Annotated in this window: 16 protein-coding genes and 1 tRNA gene; 16 read left to right on the top strand and 1 reads right to left on the bottom strand. The window is 68.7% G+C overall.

Annotation, left to right across the window (positions count from 1 at the left end; translation table 11 throughout):
- Positions 1 to 9 precede the first annotated feature (9 nt).
- The 5 genes from B0920_RS21680 to B0920_RS21660 all read left to right on the top strand — a co-directional run bounded on the left by B0920_RS21680 (position 10) and on the right by B0920_RS21660 (position 8,752).
- The gene (locus tag B0920_RS21680; protein ID WP_078034762.1) at positions 10 to 2,304 is read left to right on the top strand and encodes a TonB-dependent receptor; all 2,295 of its coding nucleotides are present in this window, start codon (positions 10 to 12) and stop codon (positions 2,302 to 2,304) included.
- Positions 2,304 to 4,262 carry a serine hydrolase gene (locus B0920_RS21675; RefSeq protein ID WP_078034761.1) on the top strand — a complete coding sequence of 653 codons (1,959 nt, stop codon included), beginning with the start codon at positions 2,304 to 2,306 and terminating at the stop codon, positions 4,260 to 4,262. Before B0920_RS21680 ends, B0920_RS21675 begins: the two co-directional genes overlap by 1 nt.
- 12 nt (positions 4,263 to 4,274) lie before the next feature.
- On the top strand, positions 4,275 to 6,362 hold the full coding sequence (locus B0920_RS21670; protein ID WP_078034760.1) for a serine hydrolase: 2,088 nt from the start codon (positions 4,275 to 4,277) through the stop codon (positions 6,360 to 6,362).
- Between the two features lie 92 nt (positions 6,363 to 6,454).
- Positions 6,455 to 7,927, top strand: coding sequence for a M81 family metallopeptidase (locus tag B0920_RS21665; protein ID WP_078034759.1), 1,473 nt, complete (start codon positions 6,455 to 6,457; stop codon positions 7,925 to 7,927).
- Between the two features lie 78 nt (positions 7,928 to 8,005).
- Complete coding sequence (locus B0920_RS21660; protein WP_078034758.1) at positions 8,006 to 8,752, top strand: helix-turn-helix domain-containing protein; 747 nt, start codon at positions 8,006 to 8,008, stop codon at positions 8,750 to 8,752.
- A gap of 8 nt (positions 8,753 to 8,760) precedes the next feature.
- Here the strand turns inward: B0920_RS21660 and B0920_RS21655 are convergent, their stop codons facing one another.
- A complete protein-coding gene (locus B0920_RS21655; RefSeq protein WP_078034757.1) occupies positions 8,761 to 9,132 on the bottom strand; it encodes a RidA family protein in 372 nt (123 codons plus the stop codon).
- A gap of 240 nt (positions 9,133 to 9,372) precedes the next feature.
- Between B0920_RS21655 and B0920_RS21650 the strand changes: the two genes are divergently transcribed.
- The 11 genes from B0920_RS21650 (at position 9,373) to rplB (ending at position 18,124) form a co-directional block, all read left to right on the top strand.
- Entirely contained in the window at positions 9,373 to 10,506 is a 1,134-nt protein-coding gene (locus B0920_RS21650) for an FAD-binding oxidoreductase (protein WP_078034756.1), read from the top strand.
- 19 nt (positions 10,507 to 10,525) lie between these two features.
- Positions 10,526 to 12,043, top strand: a complete 1,518-nt coding sequence (locus B0920_RS21645; protein ID WP_078034755.1) for a M81 family metallopeptidase — start codon at positions 10,526 to 10,528, stop codon at positions 12,041 to 12,043.
- On the top strand, positions 12,036 to 13,337 hold the full coding sequence (locus tag B0920_RS21640) for a peptide MFS transporter (protein ID WP_078034754.1): 1,302 nt from the start codon (positions 12,036 to 12,038) through the stop codon (positions 13,335 to 13,337). Before B0920_RS21645 ends, B0920_RS21640 begins: the two co-directional genes overlap by 8 nt.
- A 12-nt stretch (positions 13,338 to 13,349) precedes the next feature.
- Complete coding sequence (gene astA, locus B0920_RS21635) at positions 13,350 to 14,375, top strand: arginine N-succinyltransferase (protein WP_078034753.1); 1,026 nt, start codon at positions 13,350 to 13,352, stop codon at positions 14,373 to 14,375.
- Positions 14,372 to 14,590, top strand: a complete 219-nt coding sequence (locus tag B0920_RS25800; protein WP_143745872.1) for a hypothetical protein — start codon at positions 14,372 to 14,374, stop codon at positions 14,588 to 14,590. The genes astA and B0920_RS25800 overlap by 4 nt, the downstream gene beginning before the upstream one ends.
- 81 nt (positions 14,591 to 14,671) lie before the next feature.
- Complete coding sequence (locus tag B0920_RS21630) at positions 14,672 to 15,295, top strand: exopolysaccharide biosynthesis protein (protein WP_078034752.1); 624 nt, start codon at positions 14,672 to 14,674, stop codon at positions 15,293 to 15,295.
- Between the two features lie 68 nt (positions 15,296 to 15,363).
- Positions 15,364 to 15,440, top strand: a tRNA-Val gene (locus B0920_RS21625).
- A 263-nt stretch (positions 15,441 to 15,703) separates the two neighbouring features.
- Positions 15,704 to 16,360 (top strand): 50S ribosomal protein L3, encoded by a 657-nt coding sequence (gene rplC / locus B0920_RS21620; protein WP_078034751.1) that lies wholly within the window; start codon positions 15,704 to 15,706, stop codon positions 16,358 to 16,360.
- Between the two features lie 2 nt (positions 16,361 to 16,362).
- A complete protein-coding gene (rplD, locus tag B0920_RS21615) occupies positions 16,363 to 16,983 on the top strand; it encodes a 50S ribosomal protein L4 (RefSeq protein WP_078034750.1) in 621 nt (206 codons plus the stop codon).
- Positions 16,980 to 17,297, top strand: coding sequence for a 50S ribosomal protein L23 (gene rplW, locus B0920_RS21610; protein ID WP_078034749.1), 318 nt, complete (start codon positions 16,980 to 16,982; stop codon positions 17,295 to 17,297). Before rplD ends, rplW begins: the two co-directional genes overlap by 4 nt.
- Positions 17,297 to 18,124 carry a 50S ribosomal protein L2 gene (gene rplB / locus B0920_RS21605; protein WP_078034748.1) on the top strand — a complete coding sequence of 276 codons (828 nt, stop codon included), beginning with the start codon at positions 17,297 to 17,299 and terminating at the stop codon, positions 18,122 to 18,124. Before rplW ends, rplB begins: the two co-directional genes overlap by 1 nt.

The following is an 18,124-nucleotide window of genomic DNA, read 5'->3' as shown; positions in this document are numbered from 1 at the left end:
GAGTGCACCATGTACCGAAGCGTTTTGCAGCTGTCGAATACCGGAACAAACGACCTCGCGCTCGGGCGGCGCCCGGCCAGCGGTCTTGCACGGTGCCGCGCGGTTTCCCTCGCCGCCGCCACCCTCGTCTCCCTCACCTGCGCCCAGGCCCTGGCCCAGGAGCAGCAGGAAGCCACACCCGCACCCGCGCCGGCGCCCGCCGCCAGCACCCCCAGCGCTCCCGCCGCCGCATCGAACAGGACCGAGGTCGTCACCGTCACCGCCACCCGCCGCCGCGAACCGATCCGCGACGTGCCGCTGCGCGTGGAGACCATCAGCACCGAGGTGCTGGAACAGTCCGGCGCGGCCTCGCTGAGCGACTACGTCGGCACCCTGCCGGGCGTCCACGTCTCCAGCGACGGCGGCCCGGGGCGCGGCCAGGTGGAGATCCGCGGCGTCTCGGTGGGCAGCATGAGCGCGCCGACGGTCGGCATCTATATCGACGACGTGGCCTTCGGCTCCAGCACCAGCTTCGTCGGCGAAGCGGTGTCGGCCCTCGACCTGTCGCTGCTCGACCTGCACCACGTGGAACTGCTGCGCGGTCCCCAGGGCACCCTGTACGGCGCCGGCGCCATGGGCGGCCTGCTCAAGTACGTGACCAACGATCCCGATCCGAGCGGCTTCTCGGGCAAGGCCGGGCTGGCGATCCGCAAGAGCAGGAACGGCGGCGTCGGCCACACCGAGAATGCGGTGTTCAACGTGCCGCTGCAGGAAGGCGTGGCCGCGCTGCGGGTGGCGGCCTTCAACGAGCATGACGGCGGCTACATCCGTTCGGTCGGCCGGGTCAACGCCGACCACGCCAACGAGGGCGACACCCGCGGCGTGCGGGTGTCGGTGCTCTTCGACCCCAGCAACAAGCTGCGCGTGCGCCTGACCGCCACCCAGCAGAACATCGAGCGCGACGGCACCAGCATCGCCCAGTACGACATCGCCACCGGCCAGCCCCTGTACGGCGACCTGACCCACCAGCTCTACCGCGACGAACCCTACAAGATCAAGACCGGGGTGGTCTCGGGTGCGGTCGAGTACGAGATGGGCTGGGCGCGCCTGAACGTGATCGCCTCGGCCCAGCGCTTCGAGGGCGAGACCGCGCTCGACGCCACCGACATCCTCGGCAGCGAAGGCCTCAACTTCGGTGGCCTCGACAACGACATCGACCTGCGCAAGCGCACCGCCGAAGTGCGCCTGACTTCAAGCCGCGGTCCGCTCGAATGGCTGCTCGGCTTCTACCACAACAAGGAAACCGGCAGCCGTGACCAGCGTCTCTACGCCCAGTTGCCGGACAATACGGAAACCGACTTCGTGCGCTCGAGCCAGCCCTCGCTGTTCCAGGAAAATGCCGTCTACGGCGACCTGACCTGGAACCCGAGCGCCGCCTGGTCGTTCACGGTGGGCGCGCGCTCGGCCCGCAACCGCCAGACCTACGGCACCCTGACCAATGGCGTGCGCGACTTCGAATCCTCGGGCAAGGACAGCTCCAAGACCTACCTGGCCACCGCCCGCTACTCGATCGACAAGACCAGCAGCGTCTACTTCCGTGCCGCCAGCGGCTATCGTCCGGGCGGCCCGAATCCGCCGGCGATCGACCAGAACGGCCAGGTGATCCCGGGTGCGCCGACCACCTTCCAGCCCGACAAGCTGTGGAGCTACGAGATCGGCTACAAGGCCGACCTGCTGGACCGCCGCCTGTTCGTCGAGGCCGCGCTGTTCGACATCCGCTGGGACGACTTGCAGCAGCCGATCGCGATCGGCGCCACCACCCTGACCGGGAATGCCGGCGAAGCCGAATCCAGGGGCCTGGAACTGGCGCTGCGCTACAAGCTCGACGACCGCCTCAGCCTGGACGGCAGCCTGGCCTGGACCGACGCAACGCTGACCGAGGACGCCCCGGCGCTCGGCATGTCGGGCGCGCGCCTGCCGAACACCGCGCGCGTCTCGGCCAACCTGGGCGCGCGCTACGAGTTCGCACTGGGCGGCTACCCCGCCTGGGCCGGCTTCGGCGTGCGCCATGTGGGCAAGCGCAATGCCGGCTTCGACTCGCCGGAAACCTCGGTGCCGAACTTCCGCATGTCCAGCTACACCCTGGCCGACCTGCAGGCCGGCGTGGACCTGCGTGGCTGGCAGCTCGGCGCCTTCGTGCGCAACCTGGCCGACAAGCGCGCCGTGAGCAGCGCCGACACCGCGCTTACCGCCTTCGGCGGCCCGCTGCGCGTCACACCGGTCCAGCCGCGCACCATTGGCCTCAACCTGACGAGGGCCTTCTGATGAAGGGCCTCCTGCTCGCCCGCCTGCGCGCGGCCATGCTCCTGCTGGGCGCCGCCTTCCTGCTGCCGGCCCTGGCCCAGGAGCCCGCTCCTTCGCCCTCCGGTTCGGTGGCCCCGCCCGCCGCGGCCGCGCCGCCCGCCGCCACCGGCGCGGCGCGCGCGCTCAGCGCCGCGGACCTCGAGACCTGGCTCGACGGCCTGATGCCCAGCGCGCTGCGCACCGCCGGGGTGCCCGGCGCCATCGTGGTGGTGGTCAAGGACGGCAAGCCGCTGCTCGAGAAGGGCTATGGATTCGCCGACTGGAAGGGATCGGTGCCGGTCGATCCGAACCGGACCCTGTTCCGCCCCGGCTCGATCTCCAAGCTGTTCACCTGGACCGCCGTGATGCAGCTGGTGGAGCAGGGCAAGCTCGATCTCGATGCGGACCTGAACCGCTACCTCGACTTCCAGGTCCCTGCGCGCAACGGCAAGTTCCTGACCCTGCGCCACGTGATGACCCACACCACCGGCCTGGAGGAGACCGGCCGCCGGCTGATCGTCTACGACCAGTACACGCCCGACAACGGCAAGGTCCTCAAGGGCTATATCCCGCCTTATCTCTACGACCCGGGCACCACCCAGGGCTACTCGAACTGGGCCACCTCGCTGGCCGGCTACATCGTGGAACGCGTCAGCGGCCAGCCTTTCGACGACTATGTCGAGCAGCGCATCTTCGCGCCGCTGGGCATGAAGCAGTCGACCTTCCGCCAGCCGCTGCCCCAGGCCCTGCGCGGCCAGATGTCCGAGGGCTACATGAGCGCGGACGAGGAACCCAAGGGCTTCGAGATCGTCAGCATGCCGCCGGCCGGCAGCCTGTCCGCGCCCGGCAGCGACATGGCGCGCTTCATGCTCGCCTTCCTGCAGGGAGGTGAGCTGGACGGCCAGCGCATCCTGCGTCCCGAGACCGTCAAGCTGATGCACACCACCATCACGCGCGGCATGCCCGACCTGAACGGCATCGGCCTGGGCTTCTACCAGCAGGACCTGAACGGCCGCCGCGCGCTCGGCCACGGCGGCGACACCAACCTGTTCCACTCCGACCTGATCCTGTTGCCGGACGAGGGCATCGGCCTGTACGTGTCGGTCAACGCGGCCGGCCGCCATGATCTCGGCAAATGGCTGCGCGAACGCCTCTACCAGGGCTTCGCCGACCGCTACCTGCCCGACACCCGCGCACCCCTGGCTGCCGGCGTCGACCAGGCCACGGCCGAGCAGCACGCCGCCATGCTGGCCGGCGCCTACCGCAACTCGCGGCGCGCCGACTCGACCTTCCTGTCCATCCTGCAGTTGATCAGCCCACTCAAGATCGAAGCGGTCGAGGGCGGCCGGGTGGCGATCGAACTCGGCGGCAGCCGCAGCACCTTCCGCGAGATCAAGCCCTTCCTGTGGCAGGAAGAGCATGGCAAGCGCCGCCTGCAGGCGATCGTGGAAGACGGCAAGATCAAACGCTGGGGCCTGGAGCCCTATGTCTTCGCCTTCGTGTTCGAGCCGGTGCCCTTCATGGCCAGCAGCGTCATGCTGCTGCTCTTGCTCGGCGCGCTCCTGGTGGCCCTGCTCACGCTGCTGGCCTGGCCGGTGGCGGCGCGCATCCGCCGCCGCCACGGCCTGCCCAAGCCGCCGCGTACGCTCACCTGGCTGCGCCTGGCCTGCGGCGTGGTCCTGCTCAGCGTCGCCCTGTGGACCCTGAGCTTCGTGCAGATGGAGAAGAGCGATCCGAGCCTGCTGCTGGTCCTGGCCCAGGCCAGCAGCTTCGTCGGCTTCCTCGGCGGCCTGGGCGTGGCGCTGTGGCATGCGCGCACGGTGCTGGCCTCGGGCGCGAAGAAGGACATGGCGCTGCCCGCGCTGTGGGTGCTGAGCTTCGCGATCCTGACGGCGGTCGGCCTCTACCACCGGCTGCTGAGTTTCAATCCCCACTACTGACCCGAGGACCCGATGAGCGCGCGTTCCCACTTCCTGTTCCTGATCGCAGCCGCCGCGCTGCTCGCCACTGCCTCGCTGCCGGCCGCCGCGGCGGCGCCGGCGGCCGCGCAGACGGCGCCTACGGACCTTGCCGCCACTCCCAAGCCCGGCGCGGCCGCGAAGGACAAGGCCGGCGCCATCGCCGACCAGGCCCGCGGCGCCGGGCCGCAGCTGCCGCAGGCGCCGGCCCCCAGCGCCGGCAATGGCGCCGCGCCGGCGGGCGGCCGCATGCTGGACGCGGCCGACCTCGAGGCTTGGCTCGACGGGCGGGTGCCTTACTCGCTCAAGAGCGGCCAGATCGCCGGCATGGTGATCAGCGTGGTCAAGGACGGTAAGGTGCTGCTGCAGAAGGGCTACGGCCTGGCCGATGTCGAGGCCAAGGCGCCGATGGACCCCGCCGCCAGCCTGGTGCGGATCGGCTCGACCGCCAAGGTCTTCACCTGGACCGCCGTGATGCAACTGGTCGCCCAGGGCAAGATCGACCTCGACCGCAACGTCAACGACTACCTCGACTTCCGGATCGAGGAAGCCTACGGCAAGCCGATCACCATGCGCGACCTGATGAACCACCGCGCCGGCTTCGAGGAAGGACTGAAGGACCTGCTGGGCTATGATCCCGGGCAGGCCCAGAGCACCGAAACCTACCTGAAGGAGCATCCACGGCCGATGCTGTTCGCGCCGGGCACGGTGCCGGCCTATTCCAACTACGGCGTGGCGCTGGCCGGCTACATCGTGCAGCGCGTGTCCGGCATGCCCTTCGAGCGCTACGTCGAGCAGCACGTCTTCAAGCCGCTCGGGATGCGCCACTCGACCTTCGCCCAGCCCCTGCCCAAGGGCTTCCCGGGCCAGCCGTCCCAGGGTTACCACACCATCGCCGAGCCGCCTTCGCCCTTCGAGCTGGTGATCACCGCGCCGGCCGGTTCCATGACCACCACCGCGGCCGACATGACGCGCTTCATGCTGGCCCACCTGCAGCGCGGCAGCGTGGACGGCGTCCAGTTGCTGGACGCCGCCACCACGGCGCGCATGCACAGCCCCACCCACGATGCCCCGCCGGGCTTCGGCGTGATGGCGCACGGCTTCTTCCGGGTGCTGCAGAACGGCCGCGTGCTGCTCGGCCACGGCGGCGACACCATCGTCTTCCACACCGAGATGAACCTGATCCCGGAAGAGAACGTGGGCATCTTCTTCACCTACAACAGCCGCGGCAAGGACTCGGCCGTGTACGGCGCGCGCAAGGAGCTGATGGACGGCTTCATGGACCGCTACTTCCCGGCTCCCGCCGCCAAGGAAGCGCCGACCCTGGCCTCGGCCGCCGCCGACGCCCAGGAGATCGCCGGCCGCTACCAGAGCTCGCGCCGGGTCGATCACGGCTTCCTGCGCTTCTTCTACCTGCTGGAGCAATCGGTCATCACCGCCAACCCGGACGGCACCATCACCGCGCCCGACGCCCTGGGCGAGCCGGTCACCTTCCGCGAGATCGGCCCGCAGCTGTGGCAGAAGGTCGGCGGCGCCCAGATGCTGACCCTCAAGACGGTGGACGGGGTCAAGACCGTGATCGACAGCGACAACCCGGTGTCGGTGATGCAGGAAGCCCACTTCCTGCGCTCGGCCCCGCTCAACGTGAGCATCCTGCTGCTGTCCTTCCTGGTGCTGGCCTGCACCCTGCTGGCCTGGCCCCTTGGCGCGCTGCTGCGCCGCGCCGAACGCGCCACCAGCGGCCTGTCGCCGGAGCTGCGCCGCCTGCGCAAGTTCCAGCGACTGGCGGTGCTGGTGGCTGCCGTCTACGTGAGCGCCTGGTTCATCATGATCAAGCCGGTGCTCAGCGTCGACGTCGCGGCCTACCACAGCGGCATCGACTGGATCGTCGGCCTGCTGGAGGCCAGCGGCCTGCTGGCGATCGGCGCCGCCCTGGTGGGCGTATGGACGGCCTGGCGCATGCGCCGCACCGACGCCACCCGCCTGAGCCGCGTGTGGGCGGTGCTGGTGGCGCTGGCGCTGCTGGGCGTGGTCTGGCTCGGCCTGGTGGGCCACCTGATCACCTGGAACCTCAACTACTGAGGCCCGCCATGGGGCGGCCGCGCGGCCACGGCGCGGCCGGCGGCGCCAGCGCAAGCCCCTCGCGCCGGCCTTGAAGCGCATCGGACACCGACATGAAATTCTTCATCGCTCACCTGGCCACCGAGACCAACACCTTCGCCGCCGCGCCCACCGGCCTGGCGGCCTTCGAGGAGATCGGCATCCACCACGGCGACGCCAGCCTGCGCGACCCCGAGGGCAGCGGCGCCTTCCTGCGCTACCTGCGCGGCCTCATCGAGGCGGACGGCGGCGAGGCGGTGGAAAGCCTGTGCACCCTGGCCCAGCCGGGTGGGCGCACCGTGCGCCACGTCTACGAGGCGCTGCGCGACGAGATCCTGGCCGACCTGCGCGCCGCCATGCCGGTGCACGCGGTGCAGTTGATGCTGCACGGCGCGATGGCGGCCGAAGGGATCGACGACTGCGAGGGCGACCTGGCGGCGCGCATCCGCGGCATCGTCGGGCCGCAGGTGCCGATCGGCCTCGAACTCGACCTGCACTGCCATTTCACGGAGATGATGCGCAGCGCGGCCGACCTCATCATCGCCTTCAAGGAGTACCCGCACGTCGACGCTGAAGCGCGCGGGCTGGAGCTGTACCGCCTGCTCAAGGACGCGGTGGCCGGGCGCCTCAAGCCGGTCACCGAAGTGGTCGACCTGCGCATGGTGGGCCTGTGGCACACGACCCGCGAGCCGATGCAGGGCTTCGTGCGCCGCATGCAGGAGGCCGAGCGCGAGCCCGGCGTGCTCTCGGTCTCGCTGGGTCACGGCTTCCCCTGGGGCGACGTGCCGGAAGGCGGCGCCAGGCTGTGGGTGGTGACGGACAATGACCGGGCCCTGGCGCGGCGCACGGCGCGCCGCCTGGCGGCCGAATTCTGGTCCCTGCGCGAGCGGATCGGCCCGGAGGTGCTGGAGATCGACGCTGCCCTCGACCTGGCCGCAGCCACGCCCGGCGCCGGCCCGGCGGTGCTGGCCGACGTGGCCGACAATCCCGGCGGCGGCGCGGCCGGCGACAGCAGCTTCATCCTGCGCCGCCTGGTCGAGCGCAAGGCGGCCAACGTGGCCCTGGGCGCGCTGTGGGACCTGGGCGCGGTCCACGTCTGCAAGAGCGCCGGCGTGGGCGCCAGCCTGGACTTGCGCATCGGCGGCAAGTGCGGCCCGGCTTCCGGCCTGCCGGTCGATCTGCGCGTGACGGTACGCGCCATCGTGCCGGACCACAGCCAGAGCGCGCTGGGAACGCGCGAGCGGCTGGGCGACTGCGTGTGGGTGGAAGCGCCGCACGGCCTGCACATCCTGCTGTCCTCGATCCGCACCCAGACCTACGGCACGGACGCCTTCACCGGCGCCGGCATCAGCCTGGCGGACAAGGACCTGGTGGTGGTGAAGTCGACCCAGCACTTCCACGCCGAGTTCGCGCCGCTGGCGCGCGCCGTGCTCTACGTCTCGACCCCCGGCGCCATGAACTTCGACTTCGCGGCCATTCCCTACCGCCTGCGCTCGCCCGTCTACTGGCCGCGCGTGGCCGACCCGCACGGTCCCGAAGGAATTTAGCGAAGCGGAAAACCGCCGTGCCGAGTTTTCAAGCTTTGCAAGGCCGATCTATAATGAAAGCTCGAGAGAGGACACCGCATGGCAACGAAACGCGCGATCAACCACCCCCCGGAACGGGACGCCAACCTGGGCGAGACGCTCAGGCGCATCCGCAAGGAGCGCGGGCTGACGCTGATCGAGGCCGGCGAAAAGAGCGGCATGCCCATGTCGACGATCTCCAAGATCGAAAACAACAAGATGTCGCTCAGCTACGACAAGCTGGTCCGCATCTGCAATGCGCTCGAGATCGACATCTCCCAGCTCTTCAGCGGCAACCCCACGGTCGAAAAGGCCCCGGCCCCGGTCATGAGCGGACGCCGCAGCATCAACCGGCGTGGCACCGGCTATGCCATCAACACGCCGAATTATTCTCACCTCTACCCGGCCGCCGACCTCTTGAACAAGCGCTCGGTGCCGATCATCGCCGAGATCCATGCGCGCTCGATCGAGGAGTTCGGCGAACTGATCCGCCATCCCGGCGAGGAGTTCGCCATCGTGCTGGAAGGGGCGGTGGACCTCTATACCGACCTGTACGCGCCCACGCGCCTGGAAACCGGCGACTCGATCTATTTCGACAGCGGCATGGCGCACGCCTATATCGCGGTGGGCGAGAGCCCCTGCCGCGTGCTGTCGGTGTGCACCTCGGACGAGCCGCATGCGGAGCAGATGTACGCCACCTTCGGCGACGGGCAGGAGGCGGCGCCGCACGCCGCGCCGGCGGGACCCAGCCTGAGCGCCGTGCCGAGCCCATCGGCGCCCGCAAAGAAAACGCCGAAGAAGAAGTAAGCCGGCGCTCACGGCCGCCAGGCCGTGACCTCGATCTCCACGTCCACCCCGAAGGCCAGCTGGGCCTGCACGGTCGAGCGCACCGGCAGGTGGGGCGCGCTGAAGTGCTGTGCGTACACGGCGTTAAAGCGCGCGAACAGGGCCAGGTCCGACAGCCAGACGGTCACCCTCACCACGTCCTGCATGCCCGCGCCCAGTCCGGCCAGGGTCGCCGCGATCCCTTCCAGCACCTTTCCGGTCTGCTCCTCGATGCTGCCGCGCAGCGGCGCGCCCTTGTCGTCCAGGGGGATCTGGCCCGACAGGAACAGGAAGCCGCCGGCGCGCACCGCCTTGGAAAAGGGCAGGGGCAGCTCGCTGGGAATGCGTTCGATCTGGGACATGGCGGTCTCCGGTTGGACTGATTTGAAAATTTTCTGAATCAGAAATAAATCCCATTATCGGGACCCCGGGACCGGCGGTCAAGCAGCTTTCGCCAGGACTGGTGCGCGCGGAACACAGGCCGCACACTGGCCGCAAAAAGTGCTTGCGCGGCGCTGCGCACTCGCATATCTTTCATGTATAGAAGATTTTTCTTAATTTGAAAATCCGGCCGCAAGGCGGAAAGCGGGGCAGAGAAGCGTATGGATCAGGACACCGCGGACTTCATCGTGATCGGGGCCGGCATCGGCGGCGCCTCGGTCGCCTACTGGCTCGCGCACCAGGCGCGCGTCATCGTGCTGGAGGGCGAGAGCCAGCCCGGCTACCACAGCACCGGGCGCTCGGCGGCCCTGTTCATGGAGAGCTACGGCCCGGACCAGGTGCGCGCGCTGACCCGCGCCAGCCTGGACTTCTTCAACAATCCGCCGCCCGGCTTCTGCGCGCATCCGCTCCTGAGCCCGCGCGGCGCCTTCGTGTTCGCCACGCCGGGACAGGAGGCCGCGCTGGACGAGCACGAGGCCCTGGTGCGCGCCACCTCGTCGGCGGCCGAGCGCCTCGACGCGCGCGCCGCGCTCGAACTGGTGCCGGTGCTGCGCCCTGAGGCGGTGGTCGCCGGCGTGCTGGAAAAGGATGCGGCCGACATCGACGTCGACGCCCTGCTGCAGGGTTTCCTGCGCGGCGTCCGCCAGCACGGCGGGCGCACCGTGTTCGACGCCGCGGCAGGCAGCATGCGCCGCAGCGACGGGCTGTGGACGGTGGCCACCCGCGCCGGCGAATTCCGCGCCCCGGTGGTGGTCAACGCCGCCGGCGCCTGGGCCGACGCGCTGGCGCGCCTGGCCGGCGCCGCCCCGGTGGGCCTGGTGCCCAAGCGCCGCTCGGCCTTCATCTTCGCGCCGCCCGAGGGCGTGGACGCCACCGGCTGGCCGCTGTTCCTGGATGTGGCCGAATCCTTCTACATCAAGCCGGACGCCGGCATGCTGCTCGGCTCGCCCTGCAACGCCGATCCGGTGGCGCCCCACGACGTGCAGGCCGAGGAACTCGACGTCGCCATCGCCATCGACGCCATCGAGCGCCTGACCACCCTGCGCATCCGCCGCCCCAGCCACGTGTGGGCGGGGCTGCGCAGCTTCGTCGCCGACGGCGAACTGGTGGGCGGCTTCGACCCCGCGCTATCCGGCTTCTTCTGGGCCGCGGGGCAGGGCGGCTACGGCATCCAGTCCGCCCCCGGCGCCGGCCGCTACTACGCCTCGATGCTGCTGGGCGAGGAGCCCGACCCCAGGCTCGCGCACTGGGGCTTCGATCCGGGCCGCATCAGTCCGTCGCGCTTTCCTGCCTGAACATCGCCCGAGGCCAGCCATGCACATTTATCTCGCCGCACTCGCCCACGAGACCAACAGCTTCTCGCCGCTGCCGACCACCCTGCGCTCTTTTGAAGAGGGCATCCTGGTGCGCCCTGACGGCGACGCGGCGGCGCGCGCGAAGGCCCATGACTTTCCCGGCTACGGCTTCCTGGTCGAGGTGGCGCGCGAGCGGGGCGACCGCGTGAGCGCCGGCCTGTGCGCCTGGGCCCAGCCGGGCGGGCCGGTCTCGCGCGCCGTCTACGAGGACTTGCGCGAGGAGCTGCTGGCCGGCCTGAAGGAGGCCGGGACGGTGGACGCCGTGGTGCTGGTGCTGCACGGCGCCATGATCGCCCACGGCTACCCCGATTGCGAAGGCGACCTGCTGGCCCGCGTGCGCGCCCAGGTCGGTCCCGGCGTGCCGGTCGGCGCGCTGCTCGACCTGCACGCCACCGTCACCCCGCGCATGGTGGCTAGCGGGGCGGTGCTGGTGGCCTGCAAGGAATACCCGCATACCGATTACCTCGAACGCACCCGCGAGCTGCACGCGATCCTGACGCGGATGGCGGAGGGCGGGGTGAAACCCGCCACGCTGCTGCGCCCGGTGCCGATGCTGGGCCTGTTCGGCACCGGCGAAGCGCCGATGCGCGCGCTGCTGTCGCGGGTCTGGGAGTGGGAGGCCGAAGCCGGCATCCTGTCGATCTCGCTGATCCACGGCTTCCCCTGGTCCGACACCTGCCACACCGGCGCCGCCGTGCTGGTCGTGCACGCGGACGGCGCCGCGCCGGCGGCGCGCGCCCGCGCCATCGCCGGGCAGGCTGCGGACAGCTTCTTCGCCCTGCGCGAACTGGGCCGGCGCTCGATGCTCCCGGTCGAGGCGGCGCTGGACGCCGCCCTGGCCCCGCGTCCGGGCGGCGGGCTGGTGGTGCTGGCCGACAGTTCCGACAATCCCGGCGGCGGCGCGGCCTGCGACTCCACCTTCATCCTGCGCGCCCTGATCGCGCGCGGCGCCCACGGCGTGGCGCTGGGCATGCTGTGGGACCCGCTGGCGGTGCAGATCGCCAGCGACGCCGGGATCGGGGCCGAGATCGCGCTGCGCATCGGCGGCAAGGTGGGGCCGGCCTCGGGCGATCCGCTCGACGTGCGCGCCATCGTCACCGCGGTGCGCGCCGACGCCCGCCAGCACGGCCTGGCCGGCAAGTGGACCGAGGCGCTGGGACCGGCGGTGGCGCTCAGGATCGGCGGCATCGACGTGGTCCTGAACAGCATCCGCCAGCAGGTGTTCTCGCCCGAGTGCTTCACCGAGCTGGGGATCGACCTGGCGGCCAGGCGTCTGGTGGTGGTCAAGTCGACCCGGCATTTCCGCGCCTGCTTCGACCCGATCGCCGCCGACACCCTGATCTGCGACGCGCCCGGCTCCCTCAACAGCGAGCTGGCGCGCCTGCCTTATGTCCACCTGGGACGGCCGATCTGGCCGCTCGACGAACTGCGCGACCACGGCCCCGCGCCGGCCGCCGAGGAGAAGCAGCATGCGTGACAAGGACAGCTGGTTCGGCCAGCCCAAGGGCCTGACCATCCTCTTCCTCACCGAGATGTGGGAGAAGTTCTCCTTCTTCGGCATGCGCGCCCTGCAGATCTATTACATGACCAAGGAGCTGGCCTATTCCCACGCCCACGCCTCCCTGATCTTCGGGGCCTATGCGGCCGGGGTCTACCTGACCCCGATCTTCGGCGGCCTGATCGCCGACCGCTGGCTGGGGCGGCGGCCGGCGGTGATCCTCGGCGGCCTCCTGATGGCGCTGGGTCACTTCATGATGGCCTTCGAGTCCCTGTTCTTCCCGGCGATGGCGGTGATCGCCATTGGCAACGGCCTGTTCCTGCCCAACCTGCCCAGCCAGGTCAATCTGCTGTACCCGAAGGACGACCCGCGCGCCGGCGCCGCCTTCAACGTCTATTACGTGGGCATCAACCTGGGCGCCTTCCTCGCGCCTTTGATCTGCGGCACCCTGGGCGAGCTGTATGGCTGGCACTACGGCTTCGGCGCGGCCGGCGTCGGCATGTGCCTGGGCCTGGTGGTCTATGTCTGGGGCGGGCGCTACCTGCCGCCCGAGGCCTCCAGGCCGGTGGGGCGGGCCGAGGTGGCGGCGGCGGGCGGGGAGGGCTTCGGCACCGTGCCGCTGCTGGTCGGGGTGGCCCTGGCCGTCATGCTGTTCCGCGTCGCCTACGAGCAGACCGGGAACACCTTCGCGGTCTGGGCCGACGCGGCGGTCGAGCGCCAGGCCTTCGGCATGAGCATCCCCGTCACCTGGTTCCAGTCGCTCAATCCGATGTTCGTGTTCCTGCTCAGCCCCCTGCTGGTGCGGATGTGGAACGCACGGGCAGCGCGCGGCCTGGCCACGCCGGCGCTCACCCGCATGAGCCTGGGCGCGCTCGGCATCGGCGTCTCCTACGCGCTGCTGGCCGGGCTGATCGTCGCCAGCGAGGCCGGTGGCTTCGCCATCGGCTGGCTGTGGATGGTGGTGTTCTTCGCCCTGTTCACCCTGGCCGAGCTCTACATCCTGCCGGTCGGCCTGGGCCTGTTCGCCAGCCTCGCGCCCAGGCGCTTCGCCGCCACCACCATCGCCGCCTGGTTCTTCTGCTCCTTCACCGGCAACCTGCTGTCGGGCGTGATCGGGGCGGCCTGGGAGAGCGTCAGCCCGCAGGGCTTCTTCCTCATGATGGCGGCCATCGCCGGGGTGTCCGGCCTGCTGCTGCACGGGATCCACCGCATCCACCGCGAGCGCGTCGCGCCGCTGGCGGTGATGGTGGCGCCGGCCGAGAAATCCTTGTGAGGATGGCCCCCCATGCTGGTCCTGCGCAATGCCGTCCCAAGCGACCTCGATGCGGTGCTCGACCTGGCGCGCGGCGCCGGGCCGGGCATGACGACCCTGAAGGCCGACCGCGGCGCCCTGGCCGAGCGCCTGGCGCTGGCCGCCGCCTCCTTCGCCGGCGAGCTGGCGCAGGACCAGGCCGACTACCTGTTCGTGCTGGAAGACCGCGAGCGGGGCAGGGTGTGCGGCGTCTCCGCCATCAAGGCGGCGGTCGGGCTGCGCGAACCCTTCTATAACTACCGCATCAGCACCTCGGTCCACGCCAGCCCGGGCACCGGGCTGGTGAACCGGGTACAGTCCCTGCACCTGACCCACGACCTCTCGGGCGCCTCCGAACTGTGCTCGCTCTACCTGCACCCCGACTACCGCAGCGGCTGGAACGGCAAGCTGCTGTCCAAGGGGCGCTTGCTGTTCCTGGCCCAGTTTCCCGCGCTGTTCGCGCCCACGGTCTTCGCCGAGATGCGCGGCTGGCAGGACGCGCAGGGGCGCTCTCCGTTCTGGGAGGCGGTCGGCCGGCCTTTCTTCAAGATGGATTTCCAGGAGGCGGACGACCGCTGCGGCAAGGGCGATCGCCTGTTCATCGAGCACCTGGTGCCGCGCCTGCCGCTCTACACCCACCTGCTGGGCGAAGCCGCCTGCGCCGCCATCGGCCAGACCCATGCCGACACCACGCCGGCGCGCCGCCTGCTGGAGCAGGAGGGCCTGCACTTCGAGGGCTATATCGACATCTTCGACGGCGGCCCGGTGCTGCAGGCCAAGCTGTCCGGCCTGCGGGCTGCGCGCGATAGCCGCCTGGCCCTGTTGCGCGCCGGCGATCCCCACGGCGCGGCGCCGGCCCTGGTCGCCGGCACGCGCCGCCACGACTTCCGCGTCATCGTCGCGCCCTGCGCCGCGGACGAGGGCATGGTGGCGCTGGCGCCGCCCATGCTCGCGGCCCTGGGTGCGGAAGCGGGTGAGCAGCTGCGCCTGCTGCCCCTGGCGCCGGGGAGGCCGGCATGAGGGAGGAGGCCGGCGCCCGCGCCACCTGGCGCCGGGTGATGGGGGGATTTCGCCGCATGGCCCTGACCGAACTGGGCGACGAGCAGCTATGCCCGTCCTGCGGCCAGCTGTGGCCCATGGACCGCGAATTCTTCGCGGTCACGCGTTCCGGCATCAGCTACGAGTGCAAGGCCTGCATCGAGGAGCGGCGCGCGGCGCACCGGACCGATTCCTGAGCGCCCTGGCGTACCGACGGGGAGGGCGCGGCTGAGTTACACTTGCCGGATTGTCCATCGACCACCCCCTTTTTCTCCGCAATGACCGAAGAACCGATTTCGCGCAAGCTGCGCAACCTGATCCGCTACCTGCCGCCGACCGGCATCACCCTGTCCGAGCTGATCCACCGGGTCGGCAACGACGGCCTGCTGATGCTCACCGCGCTGCTGACCCTGGTGTTCCTGATCCCGATCTCGATCCCCGGCGTGAGCACCGTGTTCGGCGCCGCCATCCTGCTGATCGGGGTGAGCCGCCTGTTCGGGCGCGAGCTGTGGATTCCGGGCAAGCTGCGCGACCGCACCATCGCCACCAAGAAACTGCGCCCTGTGCTGCGCAAGGCCTTGTACTCGCTGCAGAAGATCGAGCGCGTGAGCAAGCCGAACCGCATCCGCTGGCTGGTGGCCGGCGGCGTGATGGCGCGCCTGAACGACCTGTCCCTGATCCTGGGCGCGGTGCTGCTGATGATGCCCTTCGGTCTGATTCCCTTCAGTAACACCTTCCCCGCCGTGGCCCTGCTGTTCCTGGCCATCGGCCTGCTCCAGCGCGACGGCCTGTGCGTGCTGCTGGGTTATATCAGCAACCTGGTCACCATCGTCTATTTCGCCGTCCTGATCGGCGGGGGCGGGATGGCGGCGCGTGCCCTGTTCGAGCGCATGTCGGGCTGAGGAATTTGCCGGCGCCTGAAAAAAGCTATTGCAAAACTTCAAGCGCCCTACGTATAATGCGGCTCCCCGGGCGGTTAGTTCAGCTGGTTAGAATACTTGGTCGACATCCAAGGGGTCGCAGGTTCGAATCCTGCACCGCCCACCAGACTTCCAGATCGCAGGCCGCTTCGGCCTGCAGAGAAAAGGCGCAGCGGTGTGCCTTTTCTGTGCTGACCAGCAGGTCAGATTCCTTCTTCTCCACGAACTGCGGAAACGCAACAGGGCTGGTCGTATCCCCTATTCTCCTGTTGCGCCTTGAGGTTTTGCGCGCTATACTAGCCGGCTTCGGTATGGGTTTGTCTTTTTTAGCCCATATTTTTTTAGTAGTTCAACTACCCCCGCCCAATCGTAGGTGGGAATGGAGAAAAAATGAGCCTGGGCCTCCTCGGTCGCAAGGTTGGCATGATGCGTATCTTTACGGATGACGGCGATTCGATCCCTGTCACCGTCCTGGACGTGTCGAACAACCGTGTTGCGCAAGTCAAAACTCCTGAAACTGACGGTTATACCGCTGTTCAGGTCGTCTTCGGTCAGCGTCGCGCCTCGCGCGTGAACAAGGCCGCCGCCGGTCACTACGCCAAAGCTGGCGTCGAAGCCGGCACGATGCTGAAGGAATTCCGCATCGATTCCGCCAAAGCCGCCGAACTCAAAGCCGGCGACACCATCGATGCTTCGATGTTCGAAGTGGGCCAGAAAATCGACGTGCAGGGCACCTCGATCGGTAAGGGCTACGCCGGTACCATCAAGCGTTACAACTTCGCTTCGGGCCGTGCCACCCACGGTAACTCGCGTTCGCACAACGTTCCCGGCTCCATCGGTATGGCCCAGGATCCGGGTCGCGTGTTCCCGGGCAAGCGCATGACCGGTCACATGGGCGACGTTACCGTCACCACCCAGAACCTGGAAATCGCCCGCATCGACGCTGAGCGTCAACTGCTGCTGGTCAAGGGTGCCGTTCCCGGCGCCAAGAACGGCCAAGTGGTTGTCAAGCCGGCTGTCAAAACCAAAGCCAAGAAAGGAGCTTAAATATGGAACTTCAGCTCCTGAATGAGCAAGGTCAAGCTGGCGCAGGCGTCGCAGCTGCCGACACCGTGTTCGGCCGCGAATACAACGAAGCCCTGATCCACCAGATCGTCGTCGCTTACGCTGCCAACGCGCGTAGCGGCAACCGCAAGCAGAAGGACCGTGAGGAAGTCTCCCACACGACCAAGAAGCCGTGGCGCCAGAAGGGCACCGGCCGCGCTCGCGCCGGTATGTCGTCGTCGCCGCTGTGGCGCGGCGGTGGTCGCATCTTCCCGAACAGCCCCGACGAGAACTTCTCGCACAAGGTCAACAAGAAGATGTTCCGTGCAGGTATCTGCTCGATCTACTCGCAGCTGGCCCGTGAAGGCCGCCTGAGCGTGGTCGAGAGCCTGTCGATCGACGCTCCGAAGACCAAGCTGCTGTCGCAGAAACTGCAGGGCATGGGCCTGGAATCGGTCCTGGTGATCACCGACACCCTCGACGAGAACCTGCTGCTCGCCTCGCGCAACCTGCCGAACGTGCTGGTCGTCGAGCCGAAGCATGCTGACCCGATGTCGCTGGTGTTCTACAAGAAAGTCCTGGTCACGAAAGCTGCGCTGGCCAAGATCGAGGAGATGTACGCATGAGCGCCGCAATCAAATTCAGCGAAGAGCGCCTGATGAAGGTGCTGCTGGCTCCGGTCATTTCCGAAAAGGCGACCTTCGTCGCGGAAAAGAACGAGCAGATCGTGTTCAAGGTCCTGCCGGACGCGACCAAGCCGGAAATCAAGGCTGCTGTCGAACTGCTGTTCAAAGTCGAAGTGGAATCGGTGCAAACCGTGAACCGCGAAGGCAAGCAGAAGCGTTCGGGCCGTTTCAACGGCCGTCGCAACCACACCAAGCGTGCTTTCGTGTGCCTGAAGCCTGGCCAGGAAATCAATTTTGTCGAGGAGGCTAAATAATGGCACTCGTTAAGATGAAGCCAACCTCCCCAGGCCGCCGCGGCATGGTGAAGGTTGTGAACAGCGACCTCTGGAAAGGTCGTCCGTTCGCAGCCCTGGTTGAAAAGAAATCGAAGACCGCCGGCCGTAACAACAACGGCCACATCACCACCCGCCACATCGGCGGTGGTCACAAGCACCACTACCGTCTGGTCGACTTCAAGCGCCAGAAGGACGGCATCCCTGCCAAGGTCGAGCGTATCGAATACGACCCGAACCGTACCGCGCACATCGCTCTGCTGTGCTACGCGGACGGCGAGCGTCAGTACATCATCGCTCCGAAGGGCGTCGCTGTCGGCGATACCCTGATGAACGGCTCGGAAGCGCCGATCAAGGCCGGTAACTGCCTGCCGATCCGCAACATCCCGGTCGGTACCGTGATGCACTGCGTCGAAATGCTGCCGGGTAAAGGCGCACAGATGGCCCGCACCGCCGGCGCCGCTGTCGTGCTGATGGCCCGCGAAGGCACCTACGCCCAGGTTCGCCTGCGCTCGGGTGAAGTGCGCCGCGTGCACATCGAGTGCCGCGCCACCGTGGGTGAAGTCGGCAACGCCGAACACAGCCTGCGCAAGATCGGTAAAGCCGGTGCGATGCGTTGGCGCGGTGTGCGTCCGACCGTCCGCGGTGTCGTCATGAACCCGATCGACCACCCGCACGGTGGTGGTGAAGGTCGTACGGCTGCCGGTCGTCATCCGGTGTCGCCATGGGGCCAGCAGACCAAGGGCAAGAAGACGCGTTCGAACAAGCGCACTTCGTCGATGATCGTCTCGCGCCGCGGCAAGAAATAA

Origin of the sequence: Massilia sp. KIM (assembly GCF_002007115.1) — a bacterium.
GTDB lineage: Bacteria > Pseudomonadota > Gammaproteobacteria > Burkholderiales > Burkholderiaceae_D > Telluria.
Note: the sequence above shows the minus strand (reverse complement) of the source record. Positions and strands in the feature narration are given on the sequence as shown.